Origin of the sequence: Collinsella aerofaciens ATCC 25986, from assembly GCF_964239575.1 — a bacterium.
Taxonomy (GTDB): domain Bacteria; phylum Actinomycetota; class Coriobacteriia; order Coriobacteriales; family Coriobacteriaceae; genus Collinsella; species Collinsella aerofaciens_BQ.
On record NZ_CAXSQQ010000018.1, the window covers coordinates 1 to 12,517 of the forward strand.

The 12,517-nt window shown below is 61.1% G+C and carries 12 protein-coding genes; 5 read left to right on the plus strand and 7 right to left on the minus strand.

The features are described from left to right. The first annotated feature begins 246 nt into the window (after nt 1–246). The 4 genes from ACESUZ_RS07755 to ACESUZ_RS07770 all read left to right on the plus strand — a co-directional run bounded on the left by ACESUZ_RS07755 (nt 247) and on the right by ACESUZ_RS07770 (nt 4,004). The gene (locus tag ACESUZ_RS07755) at nt 247–1,086 is read left to right on the plus strand and encodes a sulfide/dihydroorotate dehydrogenase-like FAD/NAD-binding protein (protein ID WP_006235793.1); all 840 of its coding nucleotides are present in this window, start codon (nt 247–249) and stop codon (nt 1,084–1,086) included. Further along, nucleotides 1,077–2,486, plus strand: coding sequence for an NADPH-dependent glutamate synthase (gltA, locus tag ACESUZ_RS07760; protein ID WP_006235794.1), 1,410 nt, complete (start codon nt 1,077–1,079; stop codon nt 2,484–2,486). Before ACESUZ_RS07755 ends, gltA begins: the two co-directional genes overlap by 10 nt. Before the next feature lie 148 nt (nt 2,487–2,634). Further along, nucleotides 2,635–3,132 carry a helix-turn-helix domain-containing protein gene (locus tag ACESUZ_RS07765; RefSeq protein ID WP_099431658.1) on the plus strand — a complete coding sequence of 166 codons (498 nt, stop codon included), beginning with the start codon at nt 2,635–2,637 and terminating at the stop codon, nt 3,130–3,132. A 20-nt stretch (nt 3,133–3,152) separates the two neighbouring features. Next, nucleotides 3,153–4,004 (plus strand): IS3 family transposase, encoded by an 852-nt coding sequence (locus ACESUZ_RS07770; protein ID WP_373199406.1) that lies wholly within the window; start codon nt 3,153–3,155, stop codon nt 4,002–4,004. 333 nt (nt 4,005–4,337) lie between these two features. On the opposite strand, the gene ACESUZ_RS07775 is transcribed toward ACESUZ_RS07770, so the two are convergent. Continuing rightward, complete coding sequence (locus ACESUZ_RS07775; RefSeq protein WP_373199408.1) at nt 4,338–6,308, minus strand: LPXTG cell wall anchor domain-containing protein; 1,971 nt, start codon at nt 6,306–6,308, stop codon at nt 4,338–4,340. A 227-nt stretch (nt 6,309–6,535) separates the two neighbouring features. Between ACESUZ_RS07775 and ACESUZ_RS07780 the strand changes: the two genes are divergently transcribed. Next, on the plus strand, nt 6,536–7,939 hold the full coding sequence (locus ACESUZ_RS07780) for a helix-turn-helix transcriptional regulator (RefSeq protein WP_238022993.1): 1,404 nt from the start codon (nt 6,536–6,538) through the stop codon (nt 7,937–7,939). A 50-nt stretch (nt 7,940–7,989) separates the two neighbouring features. Here the strand turns inward: ACESUZ_RS07780 and ACESUZ_RS07785 are convergent, their stop codons facing one another. The 6 genes from ACESUZ_RS07785 to ACESUZ_RS07810 all read right to left on the minus strand — a co-directional run bounded on the left by ACESUZ_RS07785 (nt 7,990) and on the right by ACESUZ_RS07810 (nt 12,504). Next, nucleotides 7,990–8,613 (minus strand): cytidylate kinase-like family protein, encoded by a 624-nt coding sequence (locus ACESUZ_RS07785; protein WP_055251542.1) that lies wholly within the window; start codon nt 8,611–8,613, stop codon nt 7,990–7,992. Nucleotides 8,614–8,784: 171 nt separating this feature from the next. Continuing rightward, nucleotides 8,785–9,423 (minus strand): amino acid ABC transporter permease, encoded by a 639-nt coding sequence (locus ACESUZ_RS07790; protein ID WP_055285379.1) that lies wholly within the window; start codon nt 9,421–9,423, stop codon nt 8,785–8,787. A gap of 3 nt (nt 9,424–9,426) precedes the next feature. Next, nucleotides 9,427–10,173: an amino acid ABC transporter permease gene (locus tag ACESUZ_RS07795; protein WP_035136546.1), complete on the minus strand. Its 747-nt coding sequence runs from the start codon at nt 10,171–10,173 to the stop codon at nt 9,427–9,429. A gap of 25 nt (nt 10,174–10,198) precedes the next feature. Beyond that, nucleotides 10,199–11,074, minus strand: a complete 876-nt coding sequence (locus ACESUZ_RS07800) for a transporter substrate-binding domain-containing protein (protein WP_373199409.1) — start codon at nt 11,072–11,074, stop codon at nt 10,199–10,201. Between the two features lie 8 nt (nt 11,075–11,082). Next, complete coding sequence (locus ACESUZ_RS07805) at nt 11,083–11,814, minus strand: amino acid ABC transporter ATP-binding protein (RefSeq protein ID WP_022094215.1); 732 nt, start codon at nt 11,812–11,814, stop codon at nt 11,083–11,085. A 246-nt stretch (nt 11,815–12,060) separates the two neighbouring features. Further along, nucleotides 12,061–12,504, minus strand: coding sequence for a GatB/YqeY domain-containing protein (locus tag ACESUZ_RS07810; RefSeq protein ID WP_373199411.1), 444 nt, complete (start codon nt 12,502–12,504; stop codon nt 12,061–12,063). Between the last annotated feature and the right edge of the window lie 13 nt (nt 12,505–12,517).

The window sequence follows — 12,517 nt, forward strand, 5'->3', positions numbered from 1 at the left end:
GGATTCGCGCCTCAGGACTCAGCGCAACGCGTTGCGCTGAGTCCTGAGGCTGTTGCAATGAAAATGAGAATCAAGGAGTGGATAAACCCTGCTCCCAACCGCCGAAGACACACGTAAGTGACATGTCCATGAGGGTATAATTTGCACCGTATGTCTGCACAACGCCTGTGCGCGTACGGTTTTATTCGGGCTACCGTCCATTTCCGTGGAGGCACGGTTCGGCGGCCCTAACAAGAGAGGGGTTCTATGTATAAGATCCTGGAGAAGACGCAGTTCTCGGAGAAGGTGTTCAAGTTCCGCATCGAGGCGCCCGCAATCGCCAAGCATGCGCACGCTGGACAGTTCCTCATGGTTCGCGCCAACGAGACGGGCGAGCGTGTCCCGTTTACCCTGGCCGGCTGGAACGGTGACGAGGGCTGGGTCGAGTTCATCTTCATGGTGATCGGCAAGACCACCGAGATGCTTTCCACCTACGAGGCCGGCGAGTCGCTGCGCGACGTCGTGGGCCCGCTGGGCGTTCCCACCGAGATGGCCGAGGGCCCCTGCGCCGTCATTGGCGGCGGCGTCGGCCTGGCAATTGCCTTCCCGGTCGCCAAGCACCTGGTCGAGACCGGCCACGAGGTGCACGCCATCATGGGCGCCCGCACCAAGGACCTCCTGCTTATGGAGGACCAGTTCCGCGAGCTCCTCGACGAGGACCACATCCACATCACCACTGACGACGGCTCCTACGGCGAGCAGGGCGTTGTCACCGCTCCGCTGGAGCGCCTGCTGCAGGACAAGGCCGTGAGCCAGGTCTTCTGCGTCGGCCCCGTTCCGATGATGAAGTTCTCGACCCTCACCGCCCAGAAGTACGACACCCCCATCACCGCATCGCTCAACCCCATCATGGTTGACGGCACCGGCATGTGCGGCTGCTGCCGCGTCGAGGTGGGCGGCGTGACCAAGTTCGCTTGCGTCGACGGCCCCGACTTCGATGCCACCCTAGTCGACTGGGATGACCTTCGTGCCCGCCAGGCCGCTTACCGTTCCGAAGAGGGCGAGTCCCTCAAGGCCTATGAGGAAAAGAGCTGCGCATGCCACTAGTTAACGGTCGTTTCGTTGCCGATATGAAGTCGCCCCGCACCCCCGATAACGAGGAGCCGGCTGCCGAGCGCGCCTGCGACTTCCGCCCCGTCGACAAGGGCTTCACCGAGGAAATGGCGCTGGCCGAGGCCGAGCGCTGCCTCAACTGCAAGAAGCCGTTCTGTGTTGAGGGCTGCCCCGTCAACATCAACATCCCCCGCTTTATCGAGCAGATCCGCGAGAAGGACTTCGGCGGCGCTCTCGATACCATCCGCGAGGACTCCATGCTTCCCGCTATCTGCGGCCGCGTCTGCCCGCAGGAGAACCAGTGCGAGGGCAAGTGCATCCGTGGCAAGAAGTCCGAGCCCGTGGCCATCGGCCAGCTCGAGCGCTTCCTGGGTGACCGCCCCGAGCTCGCCTCCACGCCCAAGATGGCTCCCAAGAACGGCAAGAAGGTCGCCGTCGTCGGCTCCGGCCCGTCCGGCATCACCTGCGCCGGCGAGCTCGCCCGTAACGGTTTTGACGTCACCGTCTTTGAGGCCTTCTTCACCGGCGGCGGCGTGCTAGTCTACGGCATCCCCGAGTTCCGTCTGCCCAAGGCAGTCGTCAAGCGCGAGATTGACGGCCTGGAGGACATGGGCGTCAAGTTTGAGTACAACTCCGTCGTGGGCAACATGGCCACGGCCGAGGAGCTGTTCGAGCAGGGCTTCGACGCCATCTACGTGGCGACCGGCGCTGGCCTGCCCAAGTTCCTCAACGTCCCCGGCGAGAACCTGCCCAACGTCTTCTTCGCTAACGAGTACCTCACCCGCGTGAACCTGATGAAGGCCAACAAGTTCCCCGAGTACGACACCCCCACCAAGCACGGCAAGAACGTCGTCGTCTTTGGTGGCGGCAACGTGGCTATGGACGCCGTCCGTACCGCCAAGCGCCTGGGCGCCGAGCATGCCATCATCGCCTACCGTCGTACCGAGGACGAGATGCCCTGCCGTCGCGCCGAGCTGCACCATGCTAAGGCCGAGGGCGTCGAGGTTCTGCCGCTCGTCTCCCCGCTCGAGTTTGTCGCTGGCGAGGACGGCTCCGTATGCGCCGTCAAGGTCCAGAAGATGGAGCTCGGCGAGCCCGACGAGTCCGGCCGTCGTCGCCCGGTGCCCATCGAGGGCGCCATCGAGGAGATCCCCTGCGACGTCGCGATCTCGGCTATCGGCACCAACGCCAACCCCTTCGCAAAGAAGATCGGCGGCAAGATGGAGCTCAACAAGTGGGGCTACATCGTCGCCGACGAGGAGACCGGCCAGACCACCGATCCCCGCATCTGGGCCGGCGGCGACATCGTCACCGGTGCCGCTACGGTCATTCTGGCGATGGGCGCCGGCAAGAAGGCCGCCGCTTCCATCACCAAGAGCTTGCTGGGCGAGTAATCACCTACAGCGCTAGCCATCAAACGGCAAAGTCCCCGTCGAGCACACGCCCGGCGGGGACTTTTTCTATGCCGGCCGCCCAAACCACCACAAAGGGGACAGTGAACTGCCTCCCATTTCTTGGACATCGGGAAATGGGAGGTTTTCCATGAGTATAGACCTCAGGGTGAAGCACGACCTGGAGTCCAGGAGGCGGGCCGTCGAGCTCTTCGACGCCGGCGTCGGCTGCAAGCCGGCGGCCGAGGCCCTGTCCGTCCCCCGCGAGACCGTGAGAGAATGGCAGTGGGTATACCGGGCGTTCGGAAGCGAGGCGCTGCTGTCCATGGGCGGGAAACAATCCAGGTACACATTCGAGCAGAGGGTCGCCGCGGCGTCGGCCGTGGTCGACGGCGGGATGGCGAAGACCGACGCCATGGCCGAGTTCGGGATCAGGTCGAAGTCCCCGCTGGAGCGCTGGTGCAGGCTCTACCGCGAGGGCGGCGCCGAGGCGCTGCGGCCCGGCCCGAAGGGCAGGCCGAGGGGGTCGAGGTCGAAACCCCGGGCCCGCACCCGCGAGCAGGAGCTCGAGGAGCGCTGCCGCAGGCTCGAGGCTGAGGTCGCCTACCTAAAAAAATTGCGCGCCCTGGTCGAGCGGGACGGGCTCTGACCAGGGCGGCGGCCGAGGCGGTGAGGGTGCTGAGGGCGGAGGGGCACTCCCTGCGCCACCTGCTGGAGTGCTCGGGGCTCAGGAGGTCGACCTACTACTACGCGCTGGCGCACCCGCGGAGGCCGACCAGGCCCGAGCTGCGCGACGCCGCGGCCGAGATATTCTCGCGCACCGCCAACGGCTGCGGGCACCGGCAGATAGCCATGTGCCTGCGCGCCGAGCTGGGCGCGGTCGTGGCCGACAAGACCGTGCTCAAGATGATGCGCGAGATGGGCATCCGGCGCGGGATACGCCGCCGGGGCTCCCGCCGCCGGTACAGCTCCTACAGGGGGCTCGTGGGGAGCACGTTCGAGAACGTCATCGCGAGGGACTTCGGCGCCGACGGGCCGTGGCAGAAGCTCGGCACCGACGTCACCGAGTTCAAGGTCGCCGGCGCCAAGGCCTACTGGGCCCCGGTGCTCGACTTCTGCACGAAGGAGATCGTGGCGAGCGACATATCGACCTCGCCGGACCTCGCCCAGCAGCACAGGATGCTCGACCGGCTCCTCGAGGCCCTGCCAGACGGGGCGGCGCCGACCATGCACTCGGACATGGGCTGGCAGTACCAGCACGAGTCCTACGCCTCCAGGCTGGAGGGGGCGGGCATCACCCAAAGCATGTCACGCAAGGGGAACTGCATCGACAACGCCGCCACCGAGCAGCTCTTCGGCCACGTGAAGGACGAGTTCTACCGCGGCAGGGAGTGGGGCAGCTTCGGGGACTTCAAGCGCGACCTGGAGGAGTACATAGCCCATTGGAACACGCGGCGCAGGCAGGTAAGATTGAAGGGCCTGACGCCGGAGGAGTTCCGGAACCAGGCCCTTGCGGCGTAGTCGCTATTTATTCAGTCCAAGTTTCGGGGCGCAGTTCACAGGCACTTTTGTGGTGGTTTGGGACTTGCTTGCTCGTTTTGTCTCAATCTGTAACACCTGGAGCCCGTTGAGCCTTGTAGTTGTTACAGATCGAGATATTGTGCCAGCCGCCCCCGCTTTGTCTCAATCTGTAACAGTTAGAGGTCAAATTCCCCGCTTGGTGTTACAGATCGAGACATTAGATTGGCGGCCATTCGGTTCATCTCAATCTGTAACATCTAGAGGCGTTTTGGGCAGTTTGGTGTTACAGATTGAGATTTTGCTGAGGCCGAGAACGAGAGCCGTCACCCAGCTCTAACGTTTGCGGCGCTTTGTCGCGGCGAGGCCGGCGGCGGCGACGGTTGCGCCGGCGATGCCTAGGGCGGCGACCGTCATCGCGGTGGTATCCCCCGTGGTAGCCAGGACAGCATCGCTCTTCTTGGCCTGCGTGGTTTTCTCAACCGTCTTGGTCGTGGCGGTTGTCGTGGCCGACTTGGCCGCGGGTTTGGTCTCGGGCTTCACTTCGGGCTTGGTCTCGGGCTTAACCTCAGGCTGCGGTGTCGGCTTGGGATCCGGCGTAGGCTGCGGATCGGGAGTCGGCGTGGCTTCAAGCGTAAAGGCCAGATCGGTGTTGAGCCACAGGGTGTAAATCCAGCCGCTGTCCTCATCGGATACGCTATCCGCGACCTGGTAGCCGCACTCCTGGCCGTTGATCACCAGCTTGGTGTTGGGCGTAAAGTAGAAGCCGCGCGCCGACTTAAGGTAGATGCCGTAGCGATAGGTCACGCCAGGCTTAAAGGCATCGATGTGGTTCGTGATGTTCTGATCCCAGAACTTCTGAGAGTTCACTTCGCTGCCATCGCTGCCCGTCCAGAACTCACACTGAGGAAGGGAGTTGGAGCCCGTCGGAACATTCGCCGTAAAGACCGGCTTATCGCCCGCCTTGAAGGTGGTCGTGGCACCGTTGATCTCGATAACGTCGATGGCCCGCCATTCGTCGATCGGCTGCTCGCACAGCATATTGTCAGCGTTTGGCGCGAAGACGCCGTTGACGGTCTTGATGTGGTGCGCCCAATGACCGTTGACGTTCATATTGCAGTCATCGGCCACGGTATTGTCGCCCTTGAGCCTCAGCTCAACGGAGTACATGTAGAACTTTCCCTCTTCGAAGTGGTCAATCTTCTTCATGCCCGGCGTGTACTTCGCGGGGTCGGAATACCAGAAGGCAACGGGTACCGACTCCCCGGATTCCATATCGAGCTCCATCTCTTCCCAGCACTCATAGGCGATCTCGTACTTGTCGGCGTCAGCAACGGGGATCGTCGCGGTCGCGCGCGGCGCCTCGCCGGGCGCGTAGTCGGTCTTCACGTCGTTGACGTCCAGGTTATGGAGGGCTTCGTTTTCCGATGCAACGAGCGTAATTTCGCTCTTGATGACGTAGCGGAGGTAATAATCGTACCTGGTTTCGTTGAGGATAGTCGAGCTGCCTTCATAGTCAGTTCCGGTATACTCCAGTGCCGTGCCAATATAGAGAGCCTCATTGCGCGTGAGTCGATACGAGCCGCCTGCCGCGCCACCCGTAAAGGTCAGCGTCAGCCTCATGTAATCGCCAACAGGCTCAAAGCGGGCCGTCACATCGGACATAGATGTGTCCTGGACTTCAGCCAGGGTGCCCGAAGCAGCATCGGCCCGGTAGTACTTGGTTTCGACAAGTTCGCAGAGCGGCTCATCCGGCATGCCGCCCTCAACATCGGGAAAATCATAGGTATACGACTGGCCCTTTTCGAGTGTGACATTGCTCGGAAGCGCGCAGTCCGTGTAGCGGGAAACCACGGTCGTATTGACCCTAACGTCGCTGCCGCCAACAACATCAGTCACACCGCGGGGCATGATGGCGTCATTCGCCGGCGTGGCGGCGTTGTCGCTGGGAGTATTTTGTTCAGCGGGTGCCGCATCGTTGGATTCATCGGTGGCGCCAGTCGGGGCCGTCTGCTGAGGCTCAGCGGTGGCTTGCGCCGCCGGAGCAGCATCGGTTGCAGGCGCGGTCGTTGCGGCCGCATCCTCCGCAACCGTCGGCGTCACCGGAGCCGCGGCAACCTCATCCGTCCCAGCGGCGAGATCGGCGCATTCCGTCGCCAGCGCCACGCTCGGCAGCAGCAACTGACCGACCATAAGCGCACACGCGCCGGCGCAAGCGATTTTGGCACCCACACAACGCCAAGTACCGTGAACCAGCGAGCAGGTGCGCTCACGCTGAGTTTGCTTATCGAAGTGACTTCCGTTCATAACGGCCTCCTTGGTCGTAGGGACATACCGCCACAAAGGTGCCTGTCCCCTTTGTGGCGGTCCTGTACCACCAAGATGTGCCAAATGACTCCATATGCCTAGGTTCGTAGATGCGAACCTAGGCCTCTACCTGCGGTTTAATTCAATATGATTTCGTTGTCGTCACACGCGTCCCAGGGACGCTACAATCGAGGACACGACTATTCCGTCCACCCAAAGGACTGTCCTTGAATCTGAGCAAGCCTAAAATCAACGCGCTTCTGGCACTCGCACTGTTTACCTTCGCCTTCCTTGCCGCCGAGTTTCGCTTCGACGTCAACGTCGGGCTGCTCGCCGGTGCCGAACGCGTTGTGATCGCACAGGGCTTTATTCTGGGCGCGAGTGTACTCGGCTTTATCGGATATGCGCCGCTGCTCGGGCTCGCACAGCGCAAAGGCCACTCATTGGCAGCCGCCAACGCCGCTGTTCCCGTCGCCATCCTGGGATTGACCCAGATCCAGTCCCCCACGGGCCCGCTTGCCCTCGAGATTCTGGGGTGCGTGGCGTTCTTTGGACTCGGCCTGCTGGGCGCCGCCACTCACCACGCCTTTTCGTTGGCATTTCAGGATGATCCCAAGCTCGCCACCGGTGCGGGAGCGGCCTATGCCGCGGGCATCCTGATGCAGTTCGCCGTCAACCTGCTCAATTGCGGCGGTATCGCAGAGCTCATCGTCCTTGGCACAGCGACGATCGCCATCTCCGCCCTCAGCGTCGTTCCCCAAAAGGCTGCCGAGAGCTCCAGCCCCGCCATCAATCCCTTTGTTGAGCCCTCTCATGCCCTCGCCAAACAGGCATGCTGGAGCATCGCGCTCGTCATGATTCTTGCCTGCTTGTTCTCGACCCTCGACAACGTGGTCACACTCTCCAACGCCCACGGCACCATTGCCGTGCAGACCTGGCCGCGCCTCTTTTTGGCGGCAAGCGGCCTTGCCGCCGGTCTTATCTTTGATCTTGCCGAGCGCCGATACATGGGGCTTGTCATGCTCGGCATTGCCGTGCTCTCGACCATTTCCATCCTGGCCGTCGAGGCCGGTGCCGATCCCAACCTGGGCCTTGTCGTCTTTTACCTGAGCTCGGGCTTTTTTGTCACGTTCTTTACCGCCACCTTTACACAGCTGGCACCGCACATGCATGCGCCCGCTCTCTGGGCCGGCATGGGACGCGCCGCCAACAATGCATGCGCATTCACTACATCGGGCATCTCGCTTGCCCTTGTGACCTCGGGCAACGTTGCCCTCATCATGATCGGTGCGCTCGTTTTGCTCGTCGCCGCCTGCGCGGCATTCGTGGCAGCCGGCCTGTTCCGCCTACCCCAAACCGAGCAGGAGCGCGAGCGCGAGCAGCTGGCAGAAGAAGTGCTCGCCGCGCCCACCGTCGAGGAGCAGCGCCAGGCCTTCATCGCCAACCACGCCCTCACCCCGCGCGAAGTCGACGTGCTCATAGCCGTGACCCAGGATGAACGCCCGCTCAAGCAGGTCGCCGAGGAGCTCGGTATCTCGATGCGCATGGTGCAGCGCCACCTGAGCTCTATCTACCAAAAGACCGACACGCAGACGCGCGCCGGTCTCGCCAAAGCCTTCCCCTCTGCCTAAAACAAAAACCACCACAAAGGTGCTGTCCCCTTTGTGGTGGTTTTGATCGGCTAGCCTTCGAGCTGCGCCACTTTGTAGCGGTAGGCAGCGGCAATGACGTCTTTACAGCCTTCGCGTCCCAACTTGGCGCGGTTGACAACGATATCCTTACCGCTCGTCATCTTCCACTTTCCGGCGCTATAGCGCTTATAGAACGCCTCGCGCGCCTTCTGCTGCTGCTTGACCAGCTTGGCGCCTTTCTTTTTATTAAGGCCACGCTTCTTGCGCACGATCTCGACGCGGTCCTCAAAGGGTGCGGTCACCAGCACGGCAATGTGGTTGGGGTTGTTGCGCAGCAGATAATCGGACAGACGGCCTTCGATAATGCAGCTCTCGGTCTCGCCCAGATCCAAAATCACCTGGCTCATCTTTTGGAACAACTTGTCCGAGTACGAGCGCGCGTCGTAACGGTCGGGCAGAAACGCCATGTTCTCCACGGCCAGACGCTCGTCATAGGCGGCCATCTTATCGAGCGACTCGCCCGCGCGCAGCGACGCGCGCACCAGCAGCTCGTTATCGTACAGCGGAATCCCCAACTCGTCGGCAAGCATGCGACCAATCTCGTGGCCCTCGGCGCCAAAGTCGCGCGCGATGGTAATGACCACAGGATTCTTCTTATTCTCCAGATCGCTCATCGCGATTCCTTTCTAACAAATGAAAAGTAGGCGATTCCTGATTCCCATTTTGTCACTTACGACCGTCCTGGTTTCCCAAGTGCGACAGATTGCCCCGAAAGAGGAGCGCCGCGTACTAAATGTACGCAAGTGACGATTGAGGGGCAAAGTGCCGTGCTTGGGGAAGCAGGACTATGCGGCTACGATACGGCGCTGATACGCTCGGACCAGCAGCGAGATACCAAAGTTGAGCACAAAGTACATCGCAAACACCAGGCCGTAGAGCATAAGCACCTGCGACAGATCGATCGCGTGGGCCATCACGACGTTGGCCGTGTACATGAGCTCGGCCACGTTAATGCCCGAAAGATACGAGCTGTCCTTGATGACGGTCGTGCACTGGCTAAACAGCGCCGGAATGATCGTCTTAAACGTCTGCGGCAGAATGATGTAGCGCATGGTGGCAAAGAAGCCGAAGCCCTGGCTCTGCGCTGCCTCAAACTGGCCTCGTGGAATCGAGTTGAGGCCGCCGCGCACAATCTCGGCCATAACAGCGCTGGTAAACAGCGTAAAGGCGATGGTCGAAATCACAATGTCCAAACCCTGCACCGTAAAGTAGATAAACAGGATCCACAGCAGGTTCGGCGTGCAACGGAACAACTCGATATAGGCGCTCACCAAAATACGGAACGGGCGGGGCGCATAGCTCTTAACGAGCGCCAGCACCGTGCCAAAGATGAGCGAGAAAAAGATCGACAGCGCCGAGATCTCGATCGTCTTAACAAAGCCGCCCCAAATGTAGAGCAGGTTGGTCGCGTTGAAGATTTCCATGCGCTAGGCCTCCTCTACGTTGTCGAGCCCCAGCTCGGCCAGGCTCACGCCGCGCGGACGCTCCTTGGAGCGGCGCTCGAGCCACTGCACCAGCATGGCGAGCGGAAAGCAGATGATGAAGTACATAAGGCAGCAGACGATGTATCCCTGCAGGTAACCGTACAGGCTCACAAAGTTGTCGGAACGGTACATAAGGTCACCGCCGGCCACAAGCGCCAGCACCGACGTGTTCTTGACCAGGTTGAGCGCCTGGTTACACAGCGGCGGCAGAATGATCTTAAATGTCTGGGGCAGCACGATGTACCAGTACGCCTGCGCACGGGTGAAGCCCTGGCTCTGGGCCGCCTCCATCTGACCGCGCGGAACCGCCTCGATACCAGTGCGGATGACCTCCGAAATGTAGGCCGCGTGATACAGGCCCACACCCAAGAAGCCCAGTACGAACGGCGCAATGCGCACCGGCTGGTCGGCACCGGTTATGGCCTGCAAAAACTGCGGACCGGCCATGTACATAAAGAGCACCTGCACGGGCAACGGGGTGTTCTGGTAAAACTCCACGTACACGCGGCTTATGGCGCGCAACACGCGCGAACGAGTGGTAGAGAACACGCCCAGCAGCGTACCCAGCACTAGCGACAGCAGCAGACCGGCAACGACCACCTGCAGCGTCACGCCAAAGCCCTCCCAGAAGGGCCCCATGTTTTGAAATGTCGTCGACCAACGGTCGGCGTCAAATAATCCTTCGAGCATTTGATTCCTTCCTTGGACGATGCGCCTATACAAGACCCCAGGTCTTGACCTCTTGGTCGAGCCAGCCGTCGGCCAGGCGATCGCAAATCACCTGATCGACCACGGCCGAAAGGTCGCAGCCCTTCTTGGTCGCCACGCCGTAGCCCTGCTCGCCAAACTTGACCTCGGGCTGCAGAAGCTCAACGGTCTCGTTCATGTAACCGGCCAGCGTGGAGCGGTCCATGGCGAAGACGTCGATATTGCCGGCGTCGAGCGAGCTCTTGATGATGGGGTAGCCACTAAAGGCCCTAAACTCGGGCTTGCAGCTAAAGCCGTTGTCCTTGATCATCTGCTCGATGAGGCCCTGTGTGGTGGCACCCTGGCTCACACCAATGACCTTGCCATCCAGATCTTCAATCGAGGTAAAGCCCGAACGCTTCTTGACCATAAGTCCCACGTAGTCGGTACGGTACGGCGTCGAGAAATCCCAGCTCTTCTTGCGCTCGTCGGTGATGGTGTAGGTCGCCGCGACCACGTCGAGCTGGCCGTTATCGATCAGCGGGCCGCGCGTCTTGGGCGTTACGTCGGTAAACTCGACAAGCTCCTGGGCACGGGCATCCTTGTAGCCCACGCCAAAGACGGCAGCGGCGATCTGGTAGCACAAATCGACTTCCATGCCCTCAAAGCGGCCCTTGGCGGTGTCGTAATAGCCGTAGCCGGGAACGTCTTTCTTAACGCCGGCATTCAGATGGCCACGCGATTTGATGGCCGCAAGCTTGGACCCCTTGTCGGAGCCCTCGCCGCTGGTGGAGTTGCCGCAACCGGTAAGCGCGGCCCCCGTCAGCGCGAGCATGCCGGCGCCCGCCAGCTGCATAAAGTGACGGCGCGACACGGCCGCCCTCGTCATATCCGTCATGTCCATCACCGCGCCTAGTGCAGAATCTTGGACAGGAACTCGCGGCAGCGCGGGTTCTCGGGGTTATCGAAGAAGTGCTCGGGCGTGCCCTCCTCCAGGATGCGGCCGTCCTCCATAAAGATGACGCGGTCAGCCACCTGGCGCGCAAAGCCCATCTCGTGCGTCACGCAGATCATGGTGATGTCCTCCTGCGCGAGCTCAATCATAACGTCCAGAACCTCCTGGACCATCTCGGGGTCGAGCGCCGAGGTCGGCTCGTCAAACAGGATGATGGGCTGCTTGGTGCACAGGGCACGGGCGATGGCGATGCGCTGCTGCTGACCGCCCGAGAGATTCTGCGGATACTCGCCGGCCTTATGCGCCATGCCAACGCGCTTGAGAGCGGCGATGGCGATCTCGGTCGCCTCCTCCTTGCTCTTCTTTTGCAGCTTGATGGGCGCGAGCGTCAGGTTGCCGAGCACCGTCATGTTGGGATACAGGTTGAACTGCTGAAACACCATGGAACTATACTTGCGAGCCATCTCCAGGTGATTCTTTTTGGTGAGCGGCGTACCGTCGATGACGACCTCGCCCGACGTGGGCTCCTCCAGATAATCGACGCAACGGATGAGCGTCGACTTACCCGAGCCGGAAGGCCCGATCATTACGAGCTTCTCGCCGCGCTTGACGGTGAGATTGATATCTTTGAGCACATGCAGGTCGCCAAAGTACTTGTTGAGATGCTTGATCTCGATCATGTCTGCCATGAATGTCCCTTCCCTGCGTTTACACGAGTTGAACTATTGTACGGAAAGAACCGCGTTTCCGCAGCCCACACTACATTCCCGTAAAGAACCCGCAACCTTCCACTCACTCATTGGGGACGGACTTAAATGAGTGCCTACTCATTGGGCACTCATTTAAGTCCGTCCCCAATGAGTGCCCAGCCAGCAAAAAGGGGCGCGACCATGACGGCCACGCCCCCTCAACATCAACTATGTACCGCTAGGCCCCTATGCGAGTTTGGCGCCGACGATCTTTGCTGCTGCCGGCTTATCGAAGTTGCCGCCAGTGGCCTTACCCAGAGCGCCCATGACCTGGCCCATCTGCTTCTTGGACGTGGCACCCAGCTCGGCGATAACCTGCTCGATCAGGGCCTCGAGCTCCTCGCCCGAAACCTGCGCGGGCAGCAGGCTCTCCAGAATCTTGACCTGCTCGGTCAGGTTGTCGGTACGCTCTTGGTCGTTGCCGGCCTTGATGGACATCTCCAGCGTCTCGCTCGTCTGCTTGATCAGACGCTTGATCATGCTGTTGACGTCTTCCTCGGTCACATCGCGGCGCTCGTTAACCTCGATATTCTTCACCTCGGCCTTGACCTGGCGAATGATGGACAGGCGAACCTTATCCTTGGCCTTCATGGCGGCGATCATTTCCTGCTGCAGCTCTTCGTTGGTCATCTGCAAATCCTCC

What these genes read in the sequence shown, in the direction of transcription:
- ACESUZ_RS07805 (WP_022094215.1), bottom strand. Translation starts at nt 11,814, where the DNA reads ATGGCAGACATGATCGAGATCAAGCATCTCAACAAGTACTTTGGCGAC.
- ACESUZ_RS07810 (WP_373199411.1), bottom strand. Translation starts at nt 12,504, where the DNA reads ATGACCAACGAAGAGCTGCAGCAGGAAATGATCGCCGCCATGAAGGCC.
- ACESUZ_RS07785 (WP_055251542.1), bottom strand. Translation starts at nt 8,613, where the DNA reads ATGAGCGATCTGGAGAATAAGAAGAATCCTGTGGTCATTACCATCGCG.
- ACESUZ_RS07800 (WP_373199409.1), bottom strand. Translation starts at nt 11,074, where the DNA reads ATGGACATGACGGATATGACGAGGGCGGCCGTGTCGCGCCGTCACTTT.
- ACESUZ_RS07775 (WP_373199408.1), bottom strand. Translation starts at nt 6,308, where the DNA reads ATGAACGGAAGTCACTTCGATAAGCAAACTCAGCGTGAGCGCACCTGC.
- gltA (WP_006235794.1), top strand. Translation starts at nt 1,077, where the DNA reads ATGCCACTAGTTAACGGTCGTTTCGTTGCCGATATGAAGTCGCCCCGC.
- ACESUZ_RS07795 (WP_035136546.1), bottom strand. Translation starts at nt 10,173, where the DNA reads ATGCTCGAAGGATTATTTGACGCCGACCGTTGGTCGACGACATTTCAA.
- ACESUZ_RS07765 (WP_099431658.1), top strand. Translation starts at nt 2,635, where the DNA reads ATGAGTATAGACCTCAGGGTGAAGCACGACCTGGAGTCCAGGAGGCGG.
- ACESUZ_RS07790 (WP_055285379.1), bottom strand. Translation starts at nt 9,423, where the DNA reads ATGGAAATCTTCAACGCGACCAACCTGCTCTACATTTGGGGCGGCTTT.
- ACESUZ_RS07755 (WP_006235793.1), top strand. Translation starts at nt 247, where the DNA reads ATGTATAAGATCCTGGAGAAGACGCAGTTCTCGGAGAAGGTGTTCAAG.